The following is a 25,761-nucleotide window of genomic DNA, read 5'->3' on the forward strand; positions in this document are numbered from 1 at the left end:
CGCTACGACAAACGAGCCCGCCACTACAACGCCCTCGTCACCCTCGCCTGCCTACAACTCTGGCTGCCGAAATGACATTGCGGACACGCCCTAGGTGCCGTCGTACCCGGCGGTGGGCATGGACAGGCGCCGGTGCACCTCGGCCTTCATGGCGGAGGTGTAGCGGGGCTCGTCCAGTCCGGCGGTCTCCAGGCGGACGCCGCGCCGCGCGCACTCGGCGGTGAACTCCTCCACCGAGCACAGGGCGCGGGCCAGGACCCGCCTGCTCGCGGCGACGAACAGATCGACCTGTCCGGCGTCCACGTCGCACCACAGTCCGCAGTGGTCGGCCCGCAGCCCGTAGAAGAGCAGGTGGCGGGTGACCACGTAGCCCCGGGCGGCGGCCCAGCGCGCGCACATGGCGTGCTGGCTGCGGGTGTCCACGGCGAAGGGGTCGGCGTCGAGTTCCTCGAGCGGGGCCAGGCTGGCGATCGCGGCCACGCGCAGCGCTTCCATGGCGCCCGACCCTACTCCGATCCGGGCTCCGGGAGGAGGGGGCGGCGGGGACCGGTTGTCGTCGGAGGCCTCGCGGGCGATCGGCGGGGAAAGGCCCGGGGTCCGTCGTCACCCGCGTGACGCGGGGCAGACGGGAGGGTGACGACAGGCCCTGGGGCGTGTCCGCGAAGGAGTGCCAGGCGGGAGGTTGCGCAGACGCCCTAGGCTCGGTGGGAGCGTGCGCGAGGGAGGGAGTACGGGGTGCCGGTGGAGATCACCTGGTGGGGCCATGCCACCTGTACGGTGCGGGATTCCGGGGTGCGCGTGCTGACGGACCCGCTGTTCGCCCGGCGGTTCGCGCACCTGCGGCGGCGGCGCGGGGCGCTGCCCCCGCCCGAGGCGGCGGAGGCGGACGTGGTGCTGGTGTCGCACCTGCACGCCGACCACCTGCACCTGCCGTCGCTGGCCCGGCTCGCGCCCGGCACCCGGCTCGTGGTGCCCCGGGGGGCGCGGCGGGCGGTGCCGGGGCTGGCCCGGCTGGCGCGGGTGCGGGGGCTGGCGGTGACGGAGCTGGCCGCGGGCGAGGAGGTCGGCGTACGGGAGGGCGTACGGGTACGGGCGGTCGCGGCCCGGCACGACGGGCGGCGGATGCCGTTCGGCCCGCAGCGGGCGCCCGCGCTCGGGTACGTGGTGCGGGGCTCGGAGCGGACGTACTTCGCCGGGGACACCGGCCTGTTCGACGCCATGGCCGAGGAGGTCGGCCCGGTGGACGTGGCGCTGCTGCCGGTCGGCGGCTGGGGCCCCTGCCTGGGGGCGGGCCACCTTGACCCGGAGCGGGCGGCGCGGGCGGCGGCGCTGCTGGGGCCCGCTGCGGCGGTGCCGGTGCACTACGGGACGTACTGGCCGGTGGGCATGGACGCGGTCCGGCCGCACGAGTTCCACGCGCCGGGCGAGGAGTTCGCCCGCTGGGCGCGCAGGCTCGCGCCGGAGGTGGCCGTACGGGTCCCCGCGCACGGGGAGCGGGTGCGGCTGCCGTGACGGGGTGGTGGGAGGCGGCGCAGACCGTGGGCCGGGTGACTCCGGAGACCACCCGGCAGGCGGTGGGGTACCCGGCGCTGTTCGTGCTGGTGGCGCTGGGGGCCCTGATACCGGTGATCCCGACGGGGGCGCTGGTGAGTTCGGCGGCGGTGGTGGCGTTCCATCAGCGGTCGCTGCCCTTCGGCGTGCTGCTGGTGTGCGCGGTGGCGGCCCTGGCGGCCTTCTGCGGGGACGTGGCCCTGTACTGGCTCGGGCGCAGGGGGGTGCACTCGAAGAACGGCTCCCGGTGGCTGGAGTCCCTGCGCGGGCGGGCGACGCCGGAGCGGCTGGAGCGGGCGCAGACGAAGCTGGACGAGCACGGGGTACTGGTGCTGGTGCTGTCGCGGCTGGTCCCGGCGGGGCGGATCCCGGTGATGCTGGCCTGCCTGCTGGGCGGGATGCCGCTGCGGCGGTTCGCGCGCGGGGACGCCCCGGCGTGCCTGGCCTGGGCGGTGACGTACGGGCTGATCGGGATCCTGGGCGGCTCGCTCTTCTCGGAGCCGTGGAAGGGCGTGGCCCTGGCGGTGGGCCTGACCCTCCTGATCAGCGCGGCCCCGGCGGTGTGGCGCCGCCTGCGCCCGGAGCCGCCGGCGCCCCCGGCGACATGAACGGAGCGGCGCCGGGGCGTCAGGCGGCGGGGCCGGGGCGGCGGGGGGCCCAGGGGCGGGCGGCCTCCAGCTGGGCGGCCACCCCGAGGATGGTGGCCTCGTCGTGCTCCCGGCCCACCAGCTGGACGGAGAGCGGCAGTCCGTCCGTACCGAAGCCGGCCGGGACGGAGGCCGCCGGGTTGCCGGTGACGTTCCACAGGGCGGTGTACGCGATCATCGGGCGCGAGCGGAGCATCGCCCCGGCCATGCCCCTGCCGTCGAGGGCCCCCACCCGCCGGGGCCGGCCGGCGAGCGTCGGGGTGAGCAGCAGGTCGACGCGGTCGAAGACCCGGTTGGCGCGCACGGCCATCCGCTCCCCCGCCCGGACGGCCCACTCCACGGCGGCCCCGGGCGCCAGCCGGGCGGCGCGCACGGTCTGCCGGGTCCGCCGCTCCAGCAGTTCCGGGTGCTCGACGCCCAGCGCCTCGTACCGCACGCCCCCGTAGAACTGCGGGAGGAACGCGGCGGTGGTGTCGGGGTGGCGGGGGTCGGTCTCCCGTACGTCGTGGCCCAGTTCGCCGAGGGCCCGGACGGTCTCACGCAGGGCCGCCAGGTGTTCGGGATGGAGGCGTACGCCGGGCACCGCGGGCTTGGCCGACCAGCCGATCCGCAGCCTCCCGGGCGCGGTGGACGCCGCCCGGACGAAGCTCGTCGCGGCGGGCCGGGCCGCCCAGCGGTCGCCGGGGGCCGGGCCGCTGAGGACGTCGTAGAGCAGGGCGCTGTCCAGCACGCCGCGGGTGAGCGGTCCGACGGTGCCGAGGGCGTACCAGAGGTGGGGGTGCGGGGCGGTGGAGACCCGGCCGCGCTGGGGTTTGAGGCCGAACAGGCCGCAGCAGGCGGCGGGGATGCGGATCGAGCCGCCGCCGTCGCCGCCGAGCGCGGCGCCGACGAGTCCGGCCGCGACCGCCGCGGCACTTCCGCCGCTGGAGCCGCCGGTGGTGCGGGAGGTGTCCCAGGGGTTGCGGGCGTATCCATGGGCGGCGGACTCCGTGAACGGCCACTGCCCGAACTCCGGCATCGTGGTCTTGCCGACGATCACCGCGCCGGCCGCCCGCAGCCGGCGCACCGCCTCGCAGTCACGGGCGGCCGGGGTGCGGTTGGCGGCGCCGCCGAAGGTGGTGACCTCCCCGGCCACGTCGAGCTCGTCCTTGACCGCCACGGGGACGCCGAGGAGCGGGAGGGCGGCCCCGGCCGCGCGGGCCGCGTCCCGGGCGTCGGCCTCCGCCAGCGCCCGGGCGCCGAGGACCACCCGGAAGGCGCCCAGCTCCCGGTCGAGCCGCTCGATCCGGCGCAGCGAGGCCTCGGTCAGGGCCCGCGCGGACACCTTCCCGTCGCGCACCAGCGCGGCCTGCCGGGCGGCTCCCAGGAACAGCAGCTCACTGTCGTCCACGTACGCGCCTTCCGCTGCGGGGTGTGTGCCGCACAGGTTATCGACCTCGCCCCCGCAAAGAGCCGGAGACCGCCCGCAGTTGGGTTCCCGGGCTCGGAGGCGTCTAGCCGGGGGGCGTGGCGGCGGCCAGGGTGCGGGAGCCGCCGATGGGGAGGTCCCAGAGGTCCTCGCGGGGCAGCCCGGCGCGGGCCCAGGCGGCGCGCACGCGGTGCAGGGGCTCGGTGACCGGTTCCGCGGAGAGGACGAAGGCGCCCCAGTGCATCGGGGCCATCCGGCGGGCACCGAGGTCGCGGCAGGCCCGGACGGCCTCCTCCGGGTCGGCGTGCACGTCGCGCAGCCACCAGCGCGGTGCGTAAGCCCCGATGGGCAGCAGCGCGAGGTCGATGCGGGGGTGGCGGCGGCCGATCTCCCGGAACCAGTGGCCGTAGCCGGTGTCGCCCGCGAAGTGGACGGTGCGCCCGCTCGCCGCGTCGGTCAGCATCCAGCCGCCCCACAGGGTGCGGCAGGTGTCCAGCAGCGAACGCCGGGACCAGTGGTGCGCCGGGACGAACTCGAAGCGTACGCCGCCCAGTTGCGCGGACTCCCACCAGTCGAGCTCGGTCACCCGGGTGAAGCCCCGGCGGCGGCACCAGCGGGCGAGACCGGCGGGGACGAAGAGGGCGGTGTGCCGGGGCAGCCGCTTGAGGGTGGGGGCGTCGAGGTGGTCGTAGTGGTTGTGGCTGATCACCACCGCGTCGACGGGCGGCAGTTCCTCCCAGCGCACGCCGACGGGCGTCATCCGGGCGGGGGTTCCGAGGATGCGCCGGGACCAGACCGGGTCGGTGAGCACCGTCAGCCCGCCGAGCCGCAGCACCCAGCTGGCGTGTCCGGCCCAGGTGACGCAGACGGCGCCCGGGGCGGCGGCGGGCAGCGGAGCGGGCTCGTACGGCAGGTCGGGGATCCCGCGCAGCCCGTCGGGGCCGGGCCGCAGCGCCCCCTCGCGGGCGAGCCGCGCGAAGGCGCGTACGCCGGGCAGCGGAGTGGTCAGCCGGTCCGCGAACGACCGGGGCCAGGCCCGGACCTCCCCGATCGGCCGCGGCCCGGCGGCCCCCGGGCCGGGCGCGCGGCGGTCCACGGGGCTGTGCGGGGCGGGGGCCGGGGCGGGTGCGGGCGGGGCGGCGGGCGGGGCGGCGGGGGCGTCCGTCTGGTCCCTCATCGGGGAGTCTCCGTTCAGCGGCGGCCGGTTCGGGCGGGGGCGGGGTCAGTCGGCCAGGCCGGCGAGCACCGACCCGAGCCGGTCCAGCGCGTCCCGAACGTGCGGCAGCGCCAGCGGGTCGCGGGAGCCGAGCGCCGCGAGGCGCTCCGCGGGGGTGGCCCCCAGCAGCGGGCCGGTCGACAACCGCACGCGCAGGGCGCCCAGTTCGTCCGCGAACCGCTGCCCGCCGGGCGTGGGCGCACCCAGCCGGGCGCCGAGCCAGTCCTCCAGCTCCATCGCGTCGCCGACGCCGTGCCGGGCCAGGCCGGCGCGCAGCGGGGTCAGGTCCGCGTACAGGTGGCGGCCGGCCTGCGGGGGCCGGGCGAGCGCCCCGACGGCCAGGAGTTCACGGTGTGCGGCCGCGGCGACCGCGCCGTGCAGGGCGGCGGCCGCGTAGGCGCGGCCGGCGACGGCGTCGGACTCGTCGAGGGCGTGCGCGGCGGCTCCCGCGACGGGACCGGCGACCAGGGCCCCGGTGGCGGTGAGGACGTCGAGCGTGCGGGCCCGCAGCCAGGTGCCGCGCGGGGTGCCGGGGAAGCGGACCACGGCGGCGGGCCAGCCGGCCGGCAGCAGCGCGCCGGAGAGGTCGACCAGGACGGCGGCCTGCTCGGGGAGCATCTCGGCGGGGCTGAGCACCAGGGTGTCGTGGGGCCGGTGCACGGTGTCGCGCCAGCTCTCGTCGCTGACCACGAACAGCCCGGCGGACTCCGCCGCCTCACAGGCCTCGCGCAGCATCTCCGGCGGCGGCACGGTCGCGGTGGGGTCATCGGCGACGGACAGCAGCAAGACGCGCGGGTCGCCGCCCTCGGCCCGTACCCGCCGGACGGTCTCCAGGAGGGCGTACGGGTCCGGGATGCCGCCGCACTCCGCCGGAGTGGGGACGTGGTACGCCCGCCGTCCCAGCAGCCGGACCTGCGGGGTCCACCAGGCGGGACAGGGCCGGGGCAGCATGACGTCGCCGCCGTAGGCGCCCAGCAGGGCCAGCAGCAGGGCGGGCGCGCCCGGGCCGGCGGCCACGTTCTCGGGGGCGGTGGCGAGCCCGCGCCGGCCCCAGTAGCGGCAGGCGGCCTCGTGCACGGCCGGGCCGCCGCCGGGCGGCTCGGGGGCTGCCCGGCCGGCCGCTTCGGCGAGGACGGCGGTCAGCTCGGGCAGGACGGGCAGGCCGGGCTCCGGGGCGGGGGGACCGTAGCGGACCGGGCCGCGCCCCTGGGCAGCGGCGCGCCACGCCCCGGCCGCCCCGGCGGAGCCGGACACTCCGGCCAGCCGCCCTTCCGCCATCCCCGACACGTGTCCGCCTCCCGTTGCCGCCGCCACTGCCACACCGACCGACCAGCCGTGACCTTTATACGATTATTTACCCCGCTATGCCCGTCAGCGGCGGCCACGCCCCGCGCCGGCCTCCTCAGCCCCGCCTGCCGACCAGCGCCAGCAGCCGGGTCTGCGCGTTCGCCCCGGCGGGGAAATCCAGCGGCGCGGCGAACATGCCGCTGGCCGCGAGGGTGTCGGCGTAGGGCATGACCTCCTTGAGCGCGAACTCCACGAGTCCGTCGGGCAGCCGCTCGTCCGCGCCGATCGCCCGCGCGAGGTCCCAGGTGTGCACGACGCAGTCGGTGGTCAGCTCCGAGCAGTACGCCGAACCGCGCGTGGGCCCGTACGACAGCGCGACGGTCCGCTCCAGCGCGCCCGGCTCGGCGAAGGCCTCCAGCGCGGCGGCCGCAGCCCGGTCCCAGGCGGCCACCGGGTCCGCGCCCAGCGGGTCGCCCGAGAGCGCGTCGCCGACGTCCGCCACCGTACGGCCCTCGGTGAGCAGCGGCGGGATCCAGAGCTGCTCGCCGGTCACGTGGCCGACCAGGTCCCGCACGGTCCACTCGGCGCAGGGGGTGGGCGCGTCCCAGCGGTCCTCCGCCACCTCCCGTACGCGCTCGCCGAACAGCCGCAGCGCCGCGGCGTGCTGTTCGAGCAGCGTCTCCGGCATGGGTCTCACCGTCCTCCACGCTCTGGCGTCCCCTGCGCCCCACTGTCCTCGCCCGCCTCACGCGTTGCCACCGAATCGGCTGCATGCCTTGGCTCGCAGGCATCGTGTCCACATATCAAAACGCCTATCTCGTATGACGGTCAGAGCCGCTACCGTGATCATCACGCTTCGACGACGAGGAGTCCGCCATGAACGACCCGCACCGGGCACAGGAGAGCGCCGTCTACACGCACGGCCACCACGAGTCGGTCCTGCGCTCGCACCGCTGGCGCACGGCCGCGAACTCGGCGGCCTACCTGGTCCCCGAACTGCGTCCGGGCATGCGGCTGCTGGACGTGGGCTGCGGCCCGGGCACCATCACGGCGGACCTGGCCGAGCTGGTCTCCCCGGGCGGGCGGGTCACGGCGGTCGACGCGGCGGCGGACGTCCTGGAGCAGGCCGCGGCCCACGTCGCGGAGCGCGGGATCGCCGGGGCCGTGGACTTCGCGGTGGCGGACGTCCACGCGCTGGACTTCCCCGACGGCTCCTTCGACGTCGTCCACGCCCACCAGGTGCTCCAGCACGTCGGCGACCCGGTACGGGCACTGCGCGAGATGCGCCGGGTGTGCCGGCCCGGCGGGATCGTGGCGGTGCGGGACGCCGACTACGCGGCGATGACCTGGTACCCGGCCTCGCCGGCCCTGGACGCGTGGCAGGACCTGTACCGGAAGGTCGCCCGCGCCAACGGCGGCGAACCGGACGCCGGACGGCGGCTGCGCGCCTGGGCGCGGGAGGCCGGCTTCACGGACGTGACCTGTTCGGCGACGGCCTGGTGCTACGCCACCCCCGAGGAGACGGCCTGGTGGTCGGCGCTGTGGGCGGACCGCACGACGGCCTCCGTCTACGCGGACATCGCCGTCCGCGGCGGGCACGCGACGGCCGACGGCCTGGCCGCCGTCGCCGGGGCCTGGCACGCCTGGGGCGGGCACCCCGACGCGTGGTTCTCGGTCCTGAACGGCGAGCTGCTCTGCCGGGCCTGACGCGGTGACGCCGTGACGACGCGACGACGTGACGACGTGACGACGCGATGACGCGATGACGCCGTGACGGGATGACCCTGTGGCGCGGCGCCCGCCCCGGCCGCCGGGAACCCGGTGGATCGAGGGCGGCGGCGCGTGGCACCCTGACCGCCATGACCACGAACCCCGTCGACCAGGCGCGACGTCTCACCCGTGACCGCTTCCCCGGCGCGCTGTCCGTCGTCCTCGCCGGCTCCGCGGCGTCCGGGCGGGCCACCGGGCTCAGCGACCTGGACATCCCCGTCCTGGTCGGGGACGGGGGCGAGACCTACCGCGAGACGGTCCGGTTCGAGGGACGGGTCGTGGAGCTGTTCGTCCACACCCCCACCGGGCTCGCGGACCTCTTCGCGGCGGACGTCCGGGCCCGGCGCGGGGTCCTGCAGAGCATGTACGCGACCGGCCTCGTGCTGGCCGACACGGACGGCGCGGCGGGACGGGCCCGCGCCCTCGCCGAGGCCGACCTGTGCGCGGGGCCGCCGCCGCTGGACCCCGCGACCGTCGAGACCAAGCGGTACGGGCTGACGGACGCCCTGGACGACCTCGTCGGCGCGGCCGATCGCGCCGAACGCCTCGCGGTGGCCGGCTCGGTGTTCAACGCCGCGGCCGACCTGCTCCTCGACCACCACCGTGCCTGGACCGGCACCGGGAAGTGGCTGCCGCGGCGCCTGCTCCAGGCGGACCCGCGACGGGGCGCGGCCCTGATCGACGGGCACCTGCGCGTCGGCGCGTCCGGGGAGCCGGCCGGGCTGGCCGAGGCGGCGGCCGAGGTCCTCTCCCTGACCGGCGGGCCCCTGCGCGAGGGGTACCGCCGCACCTGGCAGGGCACCATCGACTCGATCGCCGCCGCCGGCCGCTGACCGCCGACGCCCCCTGCGACGGCGCCGCTATCCGGGCGGCCGCATGCGGAAGTCGTACGCCGCCGGGAGGGGGGCGTCCGTGAGGGCGGCCCAGATCTCGGACAGGGTCTCCTCGCCCTCCCTCAGGTCGGGCAGTTCGAAACCGTCCTCGAACAGCCGGCGGGCCGCGCCCACGTGACCCTCCGCCGCCAGCAGCCGGGCGGCCAGCAGCCGGAAGCGGCCCTGCTCGCGCAGCGCGGGCCGGAGCCGGTCCCAGACCGCGCGGGCCGCCGCCGGCCGGCCGGCGTCGAGCAGCGCGGTCATCGCCTCCCGCCCCAGCGCGCACTCGGCCGCCGCCCACCGTTCGCCGCCCCGGCTCTCCTGCGCGAGGTCGTCGAAGGCCTCCGCGTAGCGGTCGGCGGCCCGTTCCCGGTCCCCGGCGAGCTCGTCGGCCACCGCCAGCGCCCGCAGCAGCGGCCAGCGCGAGGGCGTCAGCGCCAGCCCGCGCTCCCAGCTGCGTACCGCCTGGGCCGTGTCGCCCGCGTGCCACTGGGCCACGCCCAGGTGGTACTCGGTCAGCGGGTCGGCCGGGGCCGTCTCCAGCATGTCCCGCCAGTGCGGGGCGACCAGCGCCTCCCCCGGCGGCACCACCTTGCGCGGGGTGGGGAACACCCCGGTGCGCCACAGGTGCGCCCACGGCTCCTGGGCCTCCCCGAGGGTGGACTCCGGGAAGGGGGTGCCGGGCAGCTCGAAGCCCCCGCACAGCACTTCCAGCGCACCCCAGCCCGAGCCCTCGGCCAGCCGCTCCCCCGGTTCGGTGTCGGCGTGCGCGCGCCAGGCGGCGTGGGCCGCCTCCAGCGCGGCGGCGGGCAGTGCGGCGTCGAGGGCCGCGGAGGCGGCCCCGCGGGCCGCCGCCCAGTCCTCGCCGTGCACCGCCGAGGGATCCGCCGACAGCGGTCCGTACGCCTCCAGCCAGCTGAACTCCGCCCCGGCCTCCAGCCGTACGTGCTCCAGCTGGGTCCGGGCCAGCCCGGCCTGGATCTCGGCGTAACCGCCGGTGCCCGGCTCGGTGAGCCACTCCTGCCAGCGGCGGCCGCCCGCGCCGGCGCCCCACACGAAGAGCTTGCGGCCGCGCAGCAGGCGGGTGGAGGCCTGCACCAGCCCGTGCCCGTCGGCGTCGAGGGCGGCGATCCAGGGCCGGGTCTCGTCCTGGACCTCGTAGAAGAAGTCGGCGGGATGGGCGCTGCCCAGCGGGTACGTGCGGTCGGCGTCCTCCCAGCGCGGGACGGGGACGCGGCGCAGGGTGCGCTCGTACCCGAAGTGCCAGGCCTCTTCGGCGGGGGCCAGCACGCGGCTGCCCGCGGCCTCGGGGACGGCGGTGTTGGACCACCAGTAGACGGGGGCCGGCCGCTCGTGCGGGTTGCGGACGCGGACGCCGACGTAGAGGAAGTCCGAGTCGGCGGGCAGCCACAGGTCGACCTGGAAGGGCAGGTCGCGCAGCCGCTCCCACTCCCACAGCCGCACCATCGTCCCGCCGTCGGGGGCGGGGACGAGGGCCGCGTGCAGCGGGGCGCAGGACAGGGTGGTGTGGCCGGTGGCGCCGATGTTCCATTCGATGCCGCCGGAGAACCAGGCGCCGTTGAGCGCGAAGTTCGCGGGCTGGAACACCGGGTTGCGGTAGAGGAGTTCGCGTCCGCTCGGCAGGTGGACCAGGGAGTGGATGCGGCCGCCCAGTCCCGGCAGCACCGTGGCGCGCAGCCGGCCGTTGTCGATGACGACCGCCTCGAACTCCCGCTCCACGCGCTCGCGTCCGTAGCCGTCGCGCAGGCGCACCGGCAGCAACGAGCGCAGCGGCTCGTGGCCGACCTGGCGGGCCATGTCGCGCGGCAGCGCGTGCCGCGAGCGCTCGTCCAGCTCGTGCAGCGCGTCGGGTGCGCGCAGGGCGGGGAGGGGGTTGTCGGGACCCAACGGGGCGGCCGGGAGGGTCAGCAGGGCACGTCGGACGGTGGTGGCCATGAGGGAATGGAACACTCCGTCCCGGCCGGTGCACAGGGGTTCCGCGCATCACCACCGGTCAGGATTACGCAAAGCCCCCCGTGGCCGGTCCGGCGGGCCGGGCGTCCGCACACATGTCCGCCGTCACGGCCCAGCGTTCGTGGTCCCGCCAGGCTCCGTCCACGAGGAGGAAGTCGGGGGACAGGCCTTCCAGCCGGAATCCGCGTCCGCGGACCAGGCCGATCGAGGCCGCGTTCCCCGGCTGGATGTTGGCCTCCAGCCGGTGCAGTCCGAGGCCGCCGCGCTCGGGCGGGGCGAAGGCGTGGGCGAGGACCAGGTCGAGGGCCTCGCCCAGGAGCCCGCGTCCGGCGGCGTGCGCGAAGGCCCCGTAGCCGAGTGCCCCGCAGCGGAAGGCGCCGTGGACGATGTTGTTGACGTTGACGAATCCGGCGAGGCCGCCGCCGTCGAGCTCGCGCACGAGGAACCCGGCGCGTCCGCCGCCGTCGCCGCCGGCCAGCCGGGCGGCGTAGGGCTCGTACTCCTCGATCGTGGCGGGCGGGAACAGCCAGGGGGCGTGCAGGGCGCGGCCCTCGCGGACGCGAGCGGTGAACTCGGGCCCGTCGGCGCGGCGGTAGGCGGCCAGACCCACCCGCCGGCCCGTCACGATGTACGAGGAAAACTGCATCGCTCCAGGTTAGGGGGTGTGGCAGCATCCCCGGTGTGATCATCACCCCCCGGGATTCCGACGCCCCGGCCCTGCTGCTCGCGGCGGCCCGCAACAACGCGGAGTGGTGCGCGGCCGTCAGCCGCGGCGGCGCGTTCTCCGGCTCCGTGTGGAGCAGCCCGCGGCGGACCCCGCCGCTGTACCCCGACGCGGTCTCCCTCACACCGGAGGCCTCGGCGGCGCAGGTGCTGGGCGGCATCGACACCTCCTCCCCCGGCTGCTCGGTCAAGGACAGCTTCGCCGTGCTCGACCTGGCCCCGGCCGGCTTCGAGGTGCTGTTCGAGGCCCAGTGGATCCACCGCCCGGCGGGGCCCGCCTCGGCGGCGACGGCCGTCGGCCCGGAGTGGTCCGCGGTGCGGACCGCCGAGGAGCTGGACGCCTGGGAGGCCGCCTGGGACGGGGAGGAGAGCACGGGGCTGTTCCACGCGGACCTGCTCGACGGGGACCTCGTCTTCCTGGCGGGCCGTCGCGGGGACCGGCTCGTCGCCGGAGCCGTCGCGAGCGTCGGCGGCGGCGTGGTCGGCGTGTCCAACCTCTTCACCGTGGACGGAGCGGAAGGGGCGGACGGCGCGGAACGGGCGGAAGGAGCTGACGCCGCCGCGGCCTGGGCGGCCGTCCTGGACGCGGTCGCGGCCCGCTGGCCCGGTCTGCCTGTGGTCGGTTACGAGCACGGGGAGGACCTCGACGTCGCGCTCCGCGCCGGGTTCACCCCGATCGGCCCGCTCCGCGTCTGGCTGCACACCGGCTGAGCCGGCCGGCGCCGCCGGGCCGGGCCGGGGGCCGGGCGCGCACACCCCGCCCCGCGGGGCTCAGTCCGTGTGCAGCTCCAGGCGGGGGACGTCGTCGCGCTCGAAGCCGAAGACCTGGGCGTACAGCGACAGTTCGGCCTCCAGGGCGCGCACCATCGTCTCCGCCCGGCGGAAGCCGTGACCCTCGCCCTCGAAGGTGAGGTAGGCGTGCGGTACCGCGCGGCCGCGCAGGGCGGCCAGCAGGCGTTCGGCCTGGGCGGGCGGGCAGACCGGGTCGTCCAGGCCCTGGAGCAGGACGAAGGGGGCGGTGATCCGGTCGGCGAGGGCCACCGGGGAGCGTTCGCGGGAGCGCACGGCCAGCGTCGGCGGGGGTCCGGCCAGGTAGTCCACGTACCGCGATTCGAGGTCGTGGGTCTCGCCGGCGAAGCCCCGCAGGTCGAGGACGGGGTAGATGACCGCGGCGCAGGCGTACACGTCGGTGGCGGCCAGGGAGGCGGCCGCCGTCCAGCCGCCCGCGCTGCCGCCCCGGATGGCGAGCCGGGCCGGGTCGGCGGTGCCCTCGGCGGCCAGGGTGCGGGCGACGGCGGCGCAGTCCTCGACGTCGACCACGCCCCACTGTTCGCGCAGCCGCTCCCGGTAGGCGCGGCCGTAGCCGCTGGAGCCGCCGTAGTTGACCTCGACCACGCCGATGCCCCGTGAGGTGAAGTAGGCGATGTGCAGGTCGAGTACGGGCGGCACGTGGTCGGTGGGGCCGCCGTGCGCCCACACCACGTACGGGGGCAGTTCGTCGGCGGGCGCCCGCCGGGCGGGGTGGTGCGGCGGGTAGACGTGGGCGTGGACCTCCCGCCCGCCGGGGCCGGGGAAGGTCCGGGTCTGGGGCTCCGGGTAGTGGGCGGGGTCGACCGGGTCGGTGGCGGGGGCGCCGACGACCCGGGTGTGGCCGGTGACGGTGTCGAGCTCGACGACCTCGTAGGCGCTGCGGGGGCTGGCGGCGACCCCGTAGACGCGGGTGCCGCTGACGGCCAGCGCGGGCTGCCAGGCCGTCCACGGTCCGGCGGCGTCGACGAGGTCCCCGCTGTCGGGGTCGAGGACGCCGAGGGCGCTCGCGCCCTGGCCGTGCAGGACGGCGAGCAGCCGGTCGGGCAGCGGGGCGAGCCAGCTCAGCCCCGGTTTCCACAGCGGGCCGCCGAACTCCTCGTCCCGGGGGCACAGGTTGACGGCCCCGCCGCCGTCCGGGTCGACCCGGTACGGGTTCCACCAGCCGCTGCGGTCGCTCACCGCGAGCAGGCTCCCGTCGGCCGCCCACGCCACCTGGGCGACGGCCTCCTCGGGGCCGCCGAGCACCGTGCGGGGGGCGCCGAGGGCGCCGTCGGGGGCGATGTCGGCGAGCTGGAGCTCGGTGCCGTCCCAGGGCATCCGGGGGTGGTCCCACACCAGCCAGGCGGCGCGCCGCCCGTCGGGGGAGGGCTTGGGGCCGGTCCGGAAGCGGTGGCGGTCGTCGGTGAGCTCGCGGACGGCGGAGCGGTCCCGAGCGGCGGATCCGTCGAGCGGGACGGCGGCGGCGACGCGGCGCACGTCGGTGGGCGCGGAGCCCGTGAACTCCTCCAGTACGCACCAGACCTCGGAGCCGCGCAGCACCGGATCGGCCCAGCGCAGGCCGCCGCCGACCGCGGAGAGGGGGGTGAGGGGGCGCGGCGGCGGGCTGCCGGGGGCGTCGGGTTCGTACGCGTAGAGCCGCTGGTCGGCGTGGTGGACGAACACCACCAGCGGCCCTCCGGCGGGGCGTTCGGCGCCCGCCCAGGGCAGTCCCCCGTACTCGGTGAGGCGGCTGCGGACGTTCCACGGCGCGGGCAGTACGGAGCGCGCGGCGCGGCCGTCGGCGGGGCGGCGCACCAGGGTGCGGCGGCCGCCCTCCCGGGGGCGCGGCTCGGTCCACCAGACCTCGGCGCCGACGGTGCCCACGTACTCGGGGCGGCCGTCGTGGGAGGCGGCGAGGGCGGCGTCGATCGGCGAGGGCCAGCTGCCGTAGGGGCCGCCCGGGGCGGTGGGGGCCGTCAACGCGGGCCCATCACAGGGCCCGCAGGGCGCGGTCGAGGACGCGGACCCCGAAGTGCAGGGCGTCGACGGGGACGCGCTCGTCGACGCCGTGAAAGAGGGCCCAGTAGTCGAAGCCGGGGGGCAGCTTGAGCGGGGAGTAGCCGTAGCCGGTGATGCCGAGGCGGGAGAACTGCTTGGCGTCGGTGCCGCCGGCCATGCAGAAGGGGATGACGTGCCCGTCGGGGTCGAAGTGCTCGACGGCCTCGCGCAGGACCGCGTACGTCCGCCCGTCCACGGGGGCTTCGAGGGCCACTTCGCGGTGGTGGAACTCCCAGTGGACGTCGGGGCCGGTGAGTTCGTCCAGGGTGGCGGCGAACTCGGCCTCGGCGCCGGGCAGGGTGCGTCCGTCGACGTGGGCGGTGGCGCGTCCGGGGATGACGTTCAGCTTGTAACCCGCTTCCAGCATGGTGGGGTTGGCGCTGTTGCGGACGGTGGCCTCGACCAGGGCGGCGGCCGGACCGAGGGCGGCGAGCACCCGGTCGAGATCGAAGCCGGGGTCCGACGGATCGACCGACAGGCCCTGGAGGGCCGCGAGTTCGGTGATGCAGGCGGTGGTGGTCGCGGTGAGCCGGACCGGCCATTCGTGGGCGCCGATCCGGGCGACGGCGGCGGCGAGCCGGCTGACGGCATTGGCCTTGTTGGGCTTGGAGCCGTGTCCGGTGGTGCCGTGCGCGGTCAGCTTCAGCCAGGCGGTGCCGCGTTCGCCGGCGGCGATCGGGTAGAGGGCCCGGCCCGGTCCGGTGTGCACGGTAAAGGCTCCGGACTCGCCGAGGCCCTCGGTACAGCCCTCGAAGAGGTGGGGGTGGTGGTCGGCGAGGAAGCCGGACCCGTCGATCGCGCTGTCCTCCTCGTCGGCGGTGAAGGCGATCACGATGTCCCGGCGGGGCCGTACGCCGTGGCGCGCCCAGGCCCGTACGACGGCCAGCACCATCGCGTCCATGTTCTTCATGTCGACGGCGCCGCGGCCCCAGACCACCCCGTCCTGGACCTCGCCGGAGAAGGGGTGCACACTCCAGTCGGCGGCCTCGGCGGGGACCACGTCGAGGTGACCGTGGACGAGCAGGGCGGGGGCGTCGCGGTCGGTGCCCTCGATCCGGGCCACCACATTGGTCCGCCCCGGGGTGCGTTCCAGCAGGACGGGGTCCAGTCCGGCGCCGGCGAGGCGCTCGGCGACGTACTCGGCGGCGGGCCGCTCGCGGCAGTCGCCGCCGCCCCGGTTGGCGGTGTCGATGCGGATCAGCTCGGAGGTGAAGGTGACGACCTCCTCGAAGGCCGTCGCGTCGGGGCATCCGCCGGGCGCCACGGCGGGCCCGCCCGCGGGCGCCACGGCGACGGGGGCCGCACCGGCCGCGCCCGCGCCCACACCCGCGGAAGCCGGGCCGCCGTCGCCGTCGCCGTCCGTCCATCGCATGTCAGCCATACTGCTCCTCCACGGCCGCCGAGACGACCGTCGTGACGGCTTTGAAGGTCCGGATCCCCTCGAACATGGTGCCACTGGTGTACGCGATCCGGCGCTCGGCGCAGCGTTCGACGCCGGGAACCACGGTGGCCGCCATGGAGAGGTGTTCGGCGTCGAACTCCACCTCGACCGCGAACGGGCCGCCCCGCACCGGCTCGTACCGGACGGCGAGGGCCACGGCCTCGGCGGCGGCGGCGCGGATGTCGGCGGCGGTGCGGGCCGGGGTGCGGCAGACGGCGGCATAGCGCGAGACGTGGTCCTTGACGGCGACGGTGCGCGCCTGCGGGGCGTAGCCGGCGGCGTCGGCACAGGTCAGGTCGTCCCCGGTGACGAGGACGACGGGGACCCCGTACTCGGCGACGACGTGCGCGTTGAGCAGTCCCTCGCTGGCGCGCAGGCCGTTGAGCCAGACCCCGGTGATGGAGTTGGCGAGGTAGGTGTGGGCGAGGACGCCCTCGGCTCCGGCGCCGGTGTGGTAGCCGACGAAGGCGATCCCGTCGACGTCCCCGTGCTGGACGCCCTCGACCATGGAGAGGGTCTTGTGCCGGCCGGTGAGCATCTCGGCGCGGGCGTCGAGCTTCTCCAGCAGCAGGTTGCGCATGGTCCAGTGGGCCTCGTTGATGACGACCCGGTCGGCGCCGCCGTCGTAGAAGCCGAGGACGGCGGCGTTCACGTCGGAGGTGAACAGGGCCCGGCAGCGTTCCCACTCGGCGGTCCCGGGCAGCACGTCGGCGGGCCAGGTGACGCCGGTGGCGCCTTCCATGTCGGCGGAGACGAGGATCTTCATCGGGCCCCCGGTGGGTCGGGTCGCGGAGCCCCACCCTAGCCGCCCGGCCCCCTCCGGTCCCGGGGCCACGCCCGGGTCCGCCGGGGTGCGCGCGCCGGCTCACCGGGGCGGGGAAATCCACCCGATCCGGTGAGCCGGCCGCCGGGGCGCGGGGCCAACGGCCTTGGTCAGGACTCGACTTCCCGCGCCAGGTTCGCGAGGACGGTGTCGTAGATGCGGCCGAGGCCCTTGGGCGCGAAGGTGCGCTCGAAGAAGCCGCCGATGCCGCCCGCGCCGTTCCAGACGGTGCTGACCACGGCCTTGGACTTGCCCTCGCCCGCGGGGGTCACGGTCCAGGTGGTGACCATGGAGGAGTTGCGGTCCTTCTCCACGAGCTGGCCGTCCGTGGGCTCGGTGACCTCCAGCAGGCAGTCACGGACGCGCTTGCTGGTGGCCTGGAGCTTCCAGTGGACCAGGGTGCCCTCGCCGTCGCCGCCCTCGCGCACCTCGTACTCGCTGAAGTGCTCGGGGAGCAGCTTGGCCCGGCTGCCGCTGTAGTCGGCGAGCGTGTCGAACACGGTCTCCGCGTCGGCCCCGATGATGCGCTCCGTGGTGGCCTCGACCTGCGTCATACCTGTTCCTCCAGCAGTCGTTCTCGCTCGTCGGCGGCAAGCCAACCACCTCCGGGGCGGGCGCCCAAATCCGGGGTGCCGGGGAACTCTCCGCACGATCATGGGAACGTTTGTTCTATTCTCGGGCGGAGGGCTAGCGAAAGGCGGCGCCATGCGCTGGAACCATCTGACCGAGGACCCGAAGGCCGCCGACGGCGGGCGGTCCGGCGGCCCGTCCGCGCTCTTCGGCGCGGACTCCGTCGTCACCCGTACGTTCGACACTCCCGAGTTCCGCGGGATCACCTTCCACGAGGTCCGGGCGCGGTCGATCGTCAACCGGGTCCCCGGCGCCTCGCGGATGCCGTTCGAATGGACCGTCAACCCCTACCGGGGATGCAGCCACGCCTGCGTCTACTGCTTCGCCCGCAAAACGCACTCCTACCTGGACCTCGACACCGGGGCCGGCTTCGACTCCCAGATCGTGGTCAAGGTCAACGCCCCCGAACTGCTGCGCCGCGAGCTGGGCGCGGCCCGCTGGGGCGGCGCCCACATCGCGATGGGCACCAACGTCGACTGCTACCAGCGCGCCGAGGGCCGCTACCGGCTGATGCCCGGGATCATCGAGGCGCTGACCGAGCGCGCCAACCCCTTCTCCATCCTGACCAAGGGCACCCTGATCCTGCGCGACCTGCCCCTGCTGCGCCGGGCCGCCGCCGTCACCGACGTGGGCATATCCGTCTCGGCCGGGTTCACCGACACCGCCCTGTGGCGCACGGTCGAGCCCGGCACCCCCTCCCCCGCCGCCCGGCTGGCCGCCGTACGGACCCTGACCGACGCGGGCATCGAGTGCGGGGTGCTGATGGCTCCGGTGATCCCCTTCCTCGGGGACGCGCCCGAGCAGCTGCGCGAGACCGTCCGCGCCGTCGCCGCCTCCGGGGCCACCTCCGTGACACCCCTGGTACTCCATCTGCGGCCCGGGGCTCGGGAGTGGTTCACGGCCTGGCTGGAACGCCATCACCCCCACCTGGTCGAACGCTACGCACGCATGTACGCGGGCGGCTCGTACGCCCCGACCTGGTACCAGCGCCGGATCACCCGCCAAGTCCACGAACTCGCCGCCGAATTCGGCATCGGCCCGGCGGGGCCCCGGGCGGCGCGCGCGGTCGTGCTGCCGGAGCGGCCGCAGGGGCCGGCGCCCGCCGGGCCGACCCAGCTCACGCTGCTGTGATCACCCCCTCGGCCGGACACGCCGTCCGAGGGGTCATCACATCGGGCCAATGGGGAGCCCAATCCCGTCTTCCCGCCACGGTTTCCGGGACGATTCCGCCCAGAACCCTCGGCTGGGAGGCCCCATGCTGCACCCCGTACCGCACCCCCTGAAGAAGCGCGCCGCCGTCCTGCTGTCGCTGTCCACCGTGGCCGCCGCCCTCGCGAGCCCCGTCACGGCGGCCCCGGTGCCCGCCCCGGGCGCCCCGGCTGCCGCACCGGCCTCACCCGCCGCCCGGGCCGTCGCCTGGACCGGCTGTGCGACGCCCCGCTACCCGACGCTTCAGTGCGCCTCCCTGAAGGTCCCGCTCGACCACGACCACCCCGCCGGGCGGCAGATCTCGCTCGCCCTGACCCGGGTCCCGCACACCTCCGCCACCTTCCAGGGCCCGCTGCTCGTCAATCCCGGCGGCCCGGGCGGCAGCGGGCGCAGCCTGGCCGGGTTCGTCGCCGCCACCCTGCCCAAGGACGTGGCCGGCCAGTACGACGTGATCGGCTTCGACCCCCGGGGCGTGGGCAAGAGCGAGCCCGCCCTGGACTGCGGGGCCGGCCACTTCGCGCCGGTGCGGCCCGATTCCGTACCCCTCGACACGGCGACCGAGCAGGCGAACCTGGAGCGGGTGCGGTCCTTCGCCGAGTCCTGCCAGAGCAAGCACGCCGACGTCCTCCCGTACGTGGGGACCGTCTCCGCCGCCCGCGACCTGGAGGTGCTGCGCGCCTCGCTCGGCGCCGAACGCCTCAGCTACTTCGGCTACTCCTACGGGACCTACCTGGGCGCGGTGTACGCCCGGCTGTACCCGCGGCGGGTGCACCGCCTGGTGCTGGACTCCGTGGTCGACCCGGGCGGGGTCTGGTACGAGGACAACCTCTCCCAGGACCAGGCCTTCGACGCCCGCCACAAGGCCTTCCTGGCCTGGGTGGCCCGGTACGACTCCACCTACCACCTGGGCACCGACCCGGCCCGCGTCGAGGCGGGCTGGTACGCGATGCGCGAGGCGCTGCGCTCGGCCCCGGCGGGCGGCAAGGTGGGCCCGGCGGAGCTGGAGGACACCTACATGCCGGGCGGCTACTACGACGGCTACTGGCCGGCCCTCGCCGAGGCCTTCTCGGCGTACGCGGTGCGCCGGGATCCGAAGCCGCTGGTGGCCGCGTACGAGCGGTTCGGGGCGGTGGAACCCTCGGCGGGCAACAGCTACAGCGTGTACACGGCGGTGCAGTGCCGGGACTCGGCGTGGCCCCGGGACTGGAACCGGTGGCGGGCCGACATGTGGCGCACGCACGCCAAGGCGCCCTTCATGACCTGGAACAACGCCTGGTACAACGCCCCGTGCGCGTTCTGGAAGACGGAGCCGCTGGCGGCCCCGGACGTGACGAACACCGAACTGCCCCCGGCGCTGCTGTTCCAGGCGACCGAGGACGCGGCCACCCCGTACGAGGGCGCGGTGAGCATGCGGCGCAGGCTGGCCGGCTCGGCGCTGGTGCGGGAGGAGGGCGGCGGCAACCACGGCGTCGCCCTGAGCGGCAACAAGTGCCTGGACGAGAAGCTCGCCGCGTACCTGAGGACGGGTGTGGCGGCCGACGCCTCCTGCCCCGCCCAGCCCGCGCCGAAGCCGGCCACCGCGACGCGTGCGGTGCCGCCCTCGGCCGGGGGCGCCGCCCTGCACGGACTGCTGGGGTTCCGCGGCTGACCCACCCCGGGGCAAGATCATGTCCATGACCACTTTTGAGCAGCAGGACAATGGCCTCACCCGGATCGCGGCGCCCGAGGGCGTCGCGCCCGGCCGCGGCTACTCCCACGTCGCCTGGAGGTCGAGGCCTTCGTCGTCGTCCCCGCGACGGAGGGCTGAGCGGGACCGGTCGGGGCGGCCTACGCGTCCGGGTGCCCCGCCAGCAGCCGGCCCAGGGCGTCGGTCGCGGCCACCGCCAGCCGGGGGTGGGACTGCGCCCGGACCAGGACGTCGCGGGCGCTCGGGTCGGCCAGCGCCCCGAGCCCCTCGACGCAGGCGAGGGCCACCCGCCAGTACGGGTCGTGCGGCGCGAGCAGCCGGGACAGGGTGGCGATCAGGGCGGGGGCCGACTCGGGGGCCCGCAGCGCGGTCAGCAGCCGCACCGGGTGCAGGGCGTAGGCGGTGCGCAGGCCGTTCGTCGCCAGGGCCGCCGCCGCGCGGGCGGTGCGCGGGTCCCCGAGGACGGCCAGGGCCTGCGCGGCGGCCTCGCAGCGGCGCGGGTCCCGGTGGTTGAGCAGCAGCACCAGCGGCTCGAAGGCGCGCCGGTCCCCCGCCATCCCGAGCCGGTACGCGGCCAGTTCGCGGGCCCACAGGGGCCGGCCGGCCGAGGTCAGCGACGCGGCGAGGGCGTCGGGGCCCGCCACCAGCAGGTCCGGGTACAGGTCCGCGTACTCCGGCGTTCCGTCAGCCTCGGCCCGTAGCCGCTCCAGCACGTCGTTCACGGGCCCACCCTAGGCCGTGCGCGGGACGCGGGGGCGGCGTACGTCACATCTCCCCTGCTCTGGCCAAGCAGTTACCGAGGAGTTAGTCTGCCTTTACACGTACGGGACCGGCCTGGTGACGCAGCCGCCCCGTGCCGTTCGGTCCGGTACCCCAGGTACCGCGGCAGCTCGCGCTGCCTCTCCCACGGTGTGGCCCCGGGACAGGGTCCGCCGTTCTCCGCGCCTCTCCGGGCATGCCATGCGCTCGAACCGCATGCCGCTTCCGGCCGCGCCCCGTGCACCGCGCGCGCCGTGCCCCAGCCGTCACCCTCTTCCACTGGAGTCCCGCGATGGACCTTCCGTCCACGTCCGGTCAGTCCGCCCCGTCCAGCAGTCTCCGCACCATCGCCGTCGTCGGCCTCGGCACGATGGGCTCCGGCATCGCCGAGGTCCTCGCCCGGGCCGGCCGCGAGGTCATCGGCATCGACGTCAGCGAGGCCGCCGCCCGCCGGGCGACCGCGGCCCTGGCCACCGCCACGGCCCGCTCCGTCGCCCGGGGCCGGCTCACCGAGCAGGAGCGCGAGGCCGCCCTGTCCCGCTTCCGCACCTTCACCGAGCTCGGTGCCGCCGCCGACGCGGACCTCGTCATCGAGGTGGTCCCGGAGGACTACGACCTCAAGCACCGCCTCTTCGACGAGCTCGACGCGATCGTGCGCCCCGACACCGTCCTGGCCACCGGCACCAACGCCCTGTCCGTGACCCGCCTCGCCGCCGAATCGCTGCACCCCGAGCGGGTGCTGGGCCTGCACTTCTTCAACCCGGCCCCGGCGATGAAGCTCGTCGAGATCGTCTCCTGCGTGCTCACCGCCCCGCCGGCCGTCGAGGCGGTCACCGCGCTGGCCCACGAGCTGGGCAAGCAGCCCGTCGCGGTCGGCGACCGGCCGGGCTTCGTCGCCGACGGCCTGCTCTTCGGATACCTCAACCAGGCCGCCGCGATGTACGAGGCCAAGTACGCCTCCCGCGAGGACATCGACGCGGCGATGCGGCTGGGCTGCGGCCTGCCGATGGGCCCGCTCGCGCTGCTGGACCTGATCGGCGTGGACACCGCGCGCACGGTGCTGGAGGCCATGTACGCCTCCTCCGGCGACCGGCTGCACGCCCCCGCGCCGATCCTCGGCCACCTCGCGGAGGCCGGGCTGACCGGGCAGAAGTCGGGCCGCGGCTTCTACACGTACGAGGCGCCGGGCAGCTCCGTGGTCGTCCGCGACCTGCAGACCCCGCTGGACGGTTCCCTGCTGGGCTCGGGCCGCCCGGTCTCCTCGGTCGGCGTGGCCGGTTCGGGGACCATGGCGAGCGGTATCGCCCAGGTCTTCGCGCAGGCCGGCTACGCGGTGGTGCTGGCCGCCCGCAGCCAGGAGAAGGCCGAGGCCGCGAAGGCCGCGATCGGGAAGTCCTTGGGCCGTGCGGTGTCCAAGGGCCGCCTGACCGAGGAGGCCGCCGCGCTGACCCTCGGCCGGATCACCCCGGCCGGTTCGCTGGAGGCCTTCGCCGAGGTGGACCTGGCCGTGGAGGCCGTCGCCGAGGACCTGGCCGTCAAGCAGGAGCTGTTCGCGGGGCTGGACAAGGTCTGCAAGCCGGGCGCGGTGCTGGCCACCACCACCTCCTCGCTGCCGGTGATCGCCGTCGCGCGGGCCACGGCCCGTCCCGAGGACGTGATCGGCATGCACTTCTTCAACCCGGCGCCCGCCATGAAGCTGGTCGAGGTGGTCCGGACCGTCCTGACGGCGGACGACGTGCACGCCACCGTCCGCGAGGTCTGCGCGAAGGTCCGCAAGCACCCGGTGGACTGCGGGGACCGGGCCGGGTTCATCGTGAACGCGCTGCTGTTCCCGTACCTGAACAACGCCATCAAGATGGTGGAGCAGCACTACGCGACGCTCGACGACATCGACGCCGCGATGAAGCTGGGCGGCGGGTACCCGATGGGGCCCTTCGAGCTCCTGGACGTCGTCGGCCTGGACGTGTCCCTCGCCATCGAGAAGGTCCTCCACCGCGAGTTCCGCGATCCGGGCCTGGCTCCGTCCCCGCTGCTGGAGCACCTGGTGGCGGCGGGCTGCCTGGGCCGGAAGACCGGCCGCGGATTCCGTGAGTACGCCCGCCGGTAAGGGGACTCCCCCCGATCCCGCGGTCCACGAGCAGGATGCGTGGGGAGGGCTGCTCGGGTCCGCCGGACCCTCACGGCGGACGAACCCTCCCGGGCCCAGTGCGGGCCCTCCCCCGCATCCGACCCCCCGCGACCCCCCGCAGGCGCGCTCCCCTGCGCGAATGAAGTACTTTCGCTCTATGTCCCAGCCCGCCAAGACCTCGCCCCGCGCCTCGTCCGCCACCGATGCCCCGGAGAGCGCGGCCGGCACGCGGGCGGCCGCCCAGCGGCTCAAGATGCGCCGGGAGCTGGCCGCGGCGGCCATGGAGCTCTTCGCGACCAAGGGGTACGAGGCGACGACGGTCGACGAGATCGCGGCGACCGCCGGAGTGGCGCGCCGGACCTTCTTCCGTCACTTCCGCTCCAAGGAAGAGGCGATCTTCCCGGACCACGACGACACCCTGACCCGCGCCGAGGCGGTCCTGGACGTGGCACCGGCGCACGAGCACCCGCTGGACACGGTGTGCCGGGGGATCAAGGAAGTCATGAAGATGTACGCCGCCTCCCCGGCGGTGTCGGTGGAGCGCTACCGGCTGACCCGCGAGGTGCCGGCGCTGCGGGAGCGGGAGATCGCCTCGGTGGCCCGCTACGAGCGGCTGTTCACGCGCTATCTGCTGGCCCACTTCGACGAGCAGGACCACCACGACGGCAACGACGACCCGCTGCTGGCCGAGGTGGCCGCCTCCGCGGTGGTGACGGCCCACAACCACGTGCTGCGGCGCTGGCTGCGGGCGGGCGGCCAGGGGGACGTGGAGGCGCAGCTGGACCACGCCTTCTCGATCGTCCGCCAGACCTTCGGCTCCGGGATCGGGGCGGGGCGTACGCAGGGCGCCGGCGCCGCGGCGCCGGCGCAGCCGCCGCGGGCGGCCGTGCGGACCGAGGGCGAGGTGCTGGTCGCCGTGGCGCGGACCGACGCCCCGCTGGACGAGGTCATGCGCACCATCGAAGAGGCCCTGAAGAAGCACTGACGAAGCACTGACGAAGCACTGAGGATCGAGCAGTAGCGACGCCGCGCCCGCCGCGGCAGTCGCGCTCGTCACAGCGGCCGCTCCCGTTCCGGGGGCGGCCGTTTCGTTTGTCCGGGTTGCCCCTACTCGCCGGTAACTCTGATCGATCATCGCTCATCTGCGCAGGTCAATAGGCAAATGAGAGAAACTTTTGGCACGGGGTGCCTTGTCGAGTGACACGGGGTGCCATACGTTGAATCTCGTCCGGATGTCCCCGCGGCCCACGCCCACCCGGCACGGAACGCGCCCCGGATGCCTGCGTCACCAGGCCCCCGCACCCCACCACGGGTGCGCCGCAGCACCACAGCAGCACAGCGCCACAGCCCCGCCGGACCGACGGCACCGCAGCACCCCACATCAGCCCACGCACGCAGACGCGTATCCCTCAGCGCACCCTCACAGCGCATCGCCGGAGGCAATACCGTGAAGGACATCCTGGACGCGATCCAGTCGCAGGCGGCCACCGCCGACGACTTCGCCGCCCTGCCGCTCCCCGACTCGTACCGCGCGATCACCGTGCACAAGGACGAGACGGAGATGTTCGCCGGGCTCAGCACCCGCGAGAAGGACCCGCGCAAGTCCCTGCACCTCGACCAGGTCCCGGTCCCCGAACTCGGCCCGGGCGAGGCCCTGGTGGCCGTCATGGCCTCCTCGGTCAACTACAACTCGGTGTGGACGTCGATCTTCGAGCCGGTGTCGACTTTCAGCTTCCTGGAGCGCTACGGCAAGCTCAGCGACCTCACCAAGCGCCACGACCTCCCGTACCACGTCATCGGCTCCGACCTCGCGGGCGTCGTGCTGCGCACCGGCCCGGGCGTCAACGCCTGGAAGCCGGGCGACGAGGTCGTCGCGCACTGCCTCTCGGTCGAGCTGGAGTCCTCCGACGGCCACAACGACACGATGCTCGACCCCGAGCAGCGCATCTGGGGCTTCGAGACCAACTTCGGCGGACTGGCGGAGATCGCGCTCGTCAAGTCCAACCAGCTGATGCCGAAGCCGGACCACCTCAGCTGGGAGGAGGCCGCCTCCCCCGGCCTGGTCAACTCCACCGCCTACCGCCAGCTGGTCTCCCGCAACGGCGCCGGCATGAAGCAGGGCGACAACGTCCTGATCTGGGGCGCCAGCGGCGGCCTCGGCTCCTACGCCACCCAGTTCGCCCTGGCCGGCGGCGCCAACCCCATCTGCGTCGTCTCCAGCCCCGAGAAGGCCGACATCTGCCGGGCCATGGGCGCGACCGCGGTCATCGACCGCAACGCCGAGGGCTACAAGTTCTGGAAGGACGAGCACACCCAGGACCCCAAGGAGTGGAAGCGCTTCGGCAAGCGCATCCGCGAGCTGACCGGCGGCGAGGACATCGACATCGTCTTCGAGCACCCCGGCCGCGAGACCTTCGGCGCCTCGGTCTACGTCACCCGCAAGGGCGGCACCATCACCACCTGCGCCTCGACCTCGGGCTACATGCACGAGTACGACAACCGCTACCTGTGGATGTCGCTCAAGCGCATCATCGGCTCGCACTTCGCGAACTACCGCGAGGCGTGGGAGGCCAACCGCCTGATCTCGAAGGGCAAGATCCACCCCACCCTCTCGAAGGTCTACTCCCTGGAGGAGACCGGCCAGGCCGCCTACGACGTCCACCGCAACCTCCACCAGGGCAAGGTCGGCGTCCTCGCGCTCGCCCCCGAGGAGGGCCTGGGCGTCCGCGACCACGAGATGCGCGCGACGCACCTCGACGCCATCAACCGGTTCCGCAACATCTGAAGTC

Annotated in this window: 22 protein-coding genes; 10 read left to right on the forward strand and 12 right to left on the reverse strand. The window is 75.3% G+C overall.

The window, feature by feature from the left end:
* Positions 1–90: 90 nt before the first annotated feature.
* Positions 91–495 carry a hypothetical protein gene (locus ACFYYT_RS25375; RefSeq protein WP_351819227.1) on the reverse strand — a complete coding sequence of 135 codons (405 nt, stop codon included), beginning with the start codon at positions 493–495 and terminating at the stop codon, positions 91–93.
* Between the two features lie 240 nt (positions 496–735).
* Here ACFYYT_RS25375 and ACFYYT_RS25380 point away from each other — a divergent pair, with 240 nt between their 5' ends.
* Complete coding sequence (locus ACFYYT_RS25380) at positions 736–1,512, forward strand: MBL fold metallo-hydrolase (RefSeq protein WP_351819230.1); 777 nt, start codon at positions 736–738, stop codon at positions 1,510–1,512.
* Between the two features lie 26 nt (positions 1,513–1,538).
* Positions 1,539–2,159, forward strand: coding sequence for a VTT domain-containing protein (locus ACFYYT_RS25385; protein ID WP_351819441.1), 621 nt, complete (start codon positions 1,539–1,541; stop codon positions 2,157–2,159).
* Positions 2,160–2,178: 19 nt separating this feature from the next.
* Here the strand turns inward: ACFYYT_RS25385 and ACFYYT_RS25390 are convergent, their stop codons facing one another.
* From ACFYYT_RS25390 to ACFYYT_RS25405, 4 genes are all read right to left on the reverse strand, one after another.
* A complete protein-coding gene (locus ACFYYT_RS25390) occupies positions 2,179–3,588 on the reverse strand; it encodes an amidase (RefSeq protein WP_351819232.1) in 1,410 nt (469 codons plus the stop codon).
* 103 nt (positions 3,589–3,691) lie between these two features.
* Entirely contained in the window at positions 3,692–4,783 is a 1,092-nt protein-coding gene (locus ACFYYT_RS25395) for an MBL fold metallo-hydrolase (protein WP_351819235.1), read from the reverse strand.
* Between the two features lie 45 nt (positions 4,784–4,828).
* Entirely contained in the window at positions 4,829–6,100 is a 1,272-nt protein-coding gene (locus tag ACFYYT_RS25400) for an aminotransferase class I/II-fold pyridoxal phosphate-dependent enzyme (protein WP_351819444.1), read from the reverse strand.
* A 124-nt stretch (positions 6,101–6,224) separates the two neighbouring features.
* Positions 6,225–6,797, reverse strand: a complete 573-nt coding sequence (locus tag ACFYYT_RS25405; RefSeq protein WP_351819238.1) for a TIGR03086 family metal-binding protein — start codon at positions 6,795–6,797, stop codon at positions 6,225–6,227.
* 188 nt (positions 6,798–6,985) lie between these two features.
* Between ACFYYT_RS25405 and ACFYYT_RS25410 the strand changes: the two genes are divergently transcribed.
* Together ACFYYT_RS25410 and ACFYYT_RS25415 are read left to right on the forward strand one after the other, a co-directional pair.
* The gene (locus tag ACFYYT_RS25410) at positions 6,986–7,816 is read left to right on the forward strand and encodes a methyltransferase domain-containing protein (RefSeq protein WP_351819241.1); all 831 of its coding nucleotides are present in this window, start codon (positions 6,986–6,988) and stop codon (positions 7,814–7,816) included.
* A gap of 152 nt (positions 7,817–7,968) precedes the next feature.
* Complete coding sequence (locus ACFYYT_RS25415) at positions 7,969–8,712, forward strand: nucleotidyltransferase domain-containing protein (RefSeq protein ID WP_351819244.1); 744 nt, start codon at positions 7,969–7,971, stop codon at positions 8,710–8,712.
* 27 nt (positions 8,713–8,739) lie between these two features.
* Here the strand turns inward: ACFYYT_RS25415 and ACFYYT_RS25420 are convergent, their stop codons facing one another.
* The gene (locus ACFYYT_RS25420; protein ID WP_351819247.1) at positions 8,740–10,707 is read right to left on the reverse strand and encodes a DUF5107 domain-containing protein; all 1,968 of its coding nucleotides are present in this window, start codon (positions 10,705–10,707) and stop codon (positions 8,740–8,742) included.
* A 64-nt stretch (positions 10,708–10,771) separates the two neighbouring features.
* On the reverse strand, positions 10,772–11,371 hold the full coding sequence (locus ACFYYT_RS25425; RefSeq protein ID WP_351819250.1) for a GNAT family protein: 600 nt from the start codon (positions 11,369–11,371) through the stop codon (positions 10,772–10,774).
* Positions 11,372–11,406: 35 nt separating this feature from the next.
* Between ACFYYT_RS25425 and ACFYYT_RS25430 the strand changes: the two genes are divergently transcribed.
* Positions 11,407–12,159, forward strand: coding sequence for a hypothetical protein (locus ACFYYT_RS25430; protein ID WP_351819252.1), 753 nt, complete (start codon positions 11,407–11,409; stop codon positions 12,157–12,159).
* 60 nt (positions 12,160–12,219) lie between these two features.
* Here the strand turns inward: ACFYYT_RS25430 and ACFYYT_RS25435 are convergent, their stop codons facing one another.
* The 4 genes from ACFYYT_RS25435 to ACFYYT_RS25450 form a co-directional block, all read right to left on the reverse strand.
* Positions 12,220–14,217, reverse strand: coding sequence for a prolyl oligopeptidase family serine peptidase (locus tag ACFYYT_RS25435; RefSeq protein ID WP_351819255.1), 1,998 nt, complete (start codon positions 14,215–14,217; stop codon positions 12,220–12,222).
* A 10-nt stretch (positions 14,218–14,227) separates the two neighbouring features.
* Positions 14,228–15,676 (reverse strand): M20/M25/M40 family metallo-hydrolase, encoded by a 1,449-nt coding sequence (locus ACFYYT_RS25440; protein ID WP_351819258.1) that lies wholly within the window; start codon positions 15,674–15,676, stop codon positions 14,228–14,230.
* Positions 15,669–16,502, reverse strand: coding sequence for a M55 family metallopeptidase (locus ACFYYT_RS25445; RefSeq protein WP_351819260.1), 834 nt, complete (start codon positions 16,500–16,502; stop codon positions 15,669–15,671). Before ACFYYT_RS25445 ends, ACFYYT_RS25440 begins: the two co-directional genes overlap by 8 nt.
* Before the next feature lie 167 nt (positions 16,503–16,669).
* Positions 16,670–17,113, reverse strand: coding sequence for an SRPBCC family protein (locus tag ACFYYT_RS25450; protein WP_351819262.1), 444 nt, complete (start codon positions 17,111–17,113; stop codon positions 16,670–16,672).
* 151 nt (positions 17,114–17,264) lie between these two features.
* Between ACFYYT_RS25450 and ACFYYT_RS25455 the strand changes: the two genes are divergently transcribed.
* Both ACFYYT_RS25455 and ACFYYT_RS25460 read left to right on the forward strand, forming a co-directional pair.
* Positions 17,265–18,320 (forward strand): Rv2578c family radical SAM protein, encoded by a 1,056-nt coding sequence (locus ACFYYT_RS25455; RefSeq protein ID WP_351819265.1) that lies wholly within the window; start codon positions 17,265–17,267, stop codon positions 18,318–18,320.
* Positions 18,321–18,444: 124 nt separating this feature from the next.
* Positions 18,445–20,046, forward strand: a complete 1,602-nt coding sequence (locus tag ACFYYT_RS25460) for an alpha/beta hydrolase (protein WP_351819268.1) — start codon at positions 18,445–18,447, stop codon at positions 20,044–20,046.
* Between the two features lie 179 nt (positions 20,047–20,225).
* Here the strand turns inward: ACFYYT_RS25460 and ACFYYT_RS25465 are convergent, their stop codons facing one another.
* The gene (locus ACFYYT_RS25465) at positions 20,226–20,807 is read right to left on the reverse strand and encodes an adenylosuccinate lyase (protein ID WP_351819271.1); all 582 of its coding nucleotides are present in this window, start codon (positions 20,805–20,807) and stop codon (positions 20,226–20,228) included.
* A 329-nt stretch (positions 20,808–21,136) separates the two neighbouring features.
* Here ACFYYT_RS25465 and ACFYYT_RS25470 point away from each other — a divergent pair, with 329 nt between their 5' ends.
* From ACFYYT_RS25470 to ccrA, 3 genes are all read left to right on the forward strand, one after another.
* A complete protein-coding gene (locus ACFYYT_RS25470) occupies positions 21,137–22,951 on the forward strand; it encodes a 3-hydroxybutyryl-CoA dehydrogenase (RefSeq protein WP_351819274.1) in 1,815 nt (604 codons plus the stop codon).
* Between the two features lie 178 nt (positions 22,952–23,129).
* Positions 23,130–23,957, forward strand: coding sequence for a TetR family transcriptional regulator (locus tag ACFYYT_RS25475; RefSeq protein WP_351819277.1), 828 nt, complete (start codon positions 23,130–23,132; stop codon positions 23,955–23,957).
* A gap of 462 nt (positions 23,958–24,419) precedes the next feature.
* A complete protein-coding gene (gene ccrA, locus ACFYYT_RS25480) occupies positions 24,420–25,757 on the forward strand; it encodes a crotonyl-CoA carboxylase/reductase (protein ID WP_351819280.1) in 1,338 nt (445 codons plus the stop codon).
* Positions 25,758–25,761 lie beyond the last annotated feature (4 nt).

It is taken from the genome of Streptomyces sp. NPDC002032, from assembly GCF_042890765.1.
Lineage (GTDB): Bacteria > Actinomycetota > Actinomycetes > Streptomycetales > Streptomycetaceae > Streptomyces.

Coding starts and splice junctions, on each gene's coding strand:
- ACFYYT_RS25415 (WP_351819244.1), top strand. CDS start 7,969: ATGACCACGAACCCCGTCGACCAGGCGCGACGTCTCACCCGTGACCGC.
- ACFYYT_RS25400 (WP_351819444.1), bottom strand. CDS start 6,100: ATGGCGGAAGGGCGGCTGGCCGGAGTGTCCGGCTCCGCCGGGGCGGCC.
- ACFYYT_RS25440 (WP_351819258.1), bottom strand. CDS start 15,676: ATGGCTGACATGCGATGGACGGACGGCGACGGCGACGGCGGCCCGGCT.
- ACFYYT_RS25375 (WP_351819227.1), bottom strand. CDS start 495: ATGGAAGCGCTGCGCGTGGCCGCGATCGCCAGCCTGGCCCCGCTCGAG.
- ACFYYT_RS25475 (WP_351819277.1), top strand. CDS start 23,130: ATGTCCCAGCCCGCCAAGACCTCGCCCCGCGCCTCGTCCGCCACCGAT.
- ACFYYT_RS25470 (WP_351819274.1), top strand. CDS start 21,137: ATGGACCTTCCGTCCACGTCCGGTCAGTCCGCCCCGTCCAGCAGTCTC.
- ACFYYT_RS25425 (WP_351819250.1), bottom strand. CDS start 11,371: ATGCAGTTTTCCTCGTACATCGTGACGGGCCGGCGGGTGGGTCTGGCC.
- ACFYYT_RS25405 (WP_351819238.1), bottom strand. CDS start 6,797: ATGCCGGAGACGCTGCTCGAACAGCACGCCGCGGCGCTGCGGCTGTTC.
- ACFYYT_RS25445 (WP_351819260.1), bottom strand. CDS start 16,502: ATGAAGATCCTCGTCTCCGCCGACATGGAAGGCGCCACCGGCGTCACC.
- ACFYYT_RS25460 (WP_351819268.1), top strand. CDS start 18,445: ATGCTGCACCCCGTACCGCACCCCCTGAAGAAGCGCGCCGCCGTCCTG.
- ACFYYT_RS25450 (WP_351819262.1), bottom strand. CDS start 17,113: ATGACGCAGGTCGAGGCCACCACGGAGCGCATCATCGGGGCCGACGCG.
- ACFYYT_RS25455 (WP_351819265.1), top strand. CDS start 17,265: ATGCGCTGGAACCATCTGACCGAGGACCCGAAGGCCGCCGACGGCGGG.
- ACFYYT_RS25410 (WP_351819241.1), top strand. CDS start 6,986: ATGAACGACCCGCACCGGGCACAGGAGAGCGCCGTCTACACGCACGGC.
- ACFYYT_RS25395 (WP_351819235.1), bottom strand. CDS start 4,783: ATGAGGGACCAGACGGACGCCCCCGCCGCCCCGCCCGCCGCCCCGCCC.
- ACFYYT_RS25420 (WP_351819247.1), bottom strand. CDS start 10,707: ATGGCCACCACCGTCCGACGTGCCCTGCTGACCCTCCCGGCCGCCCCG.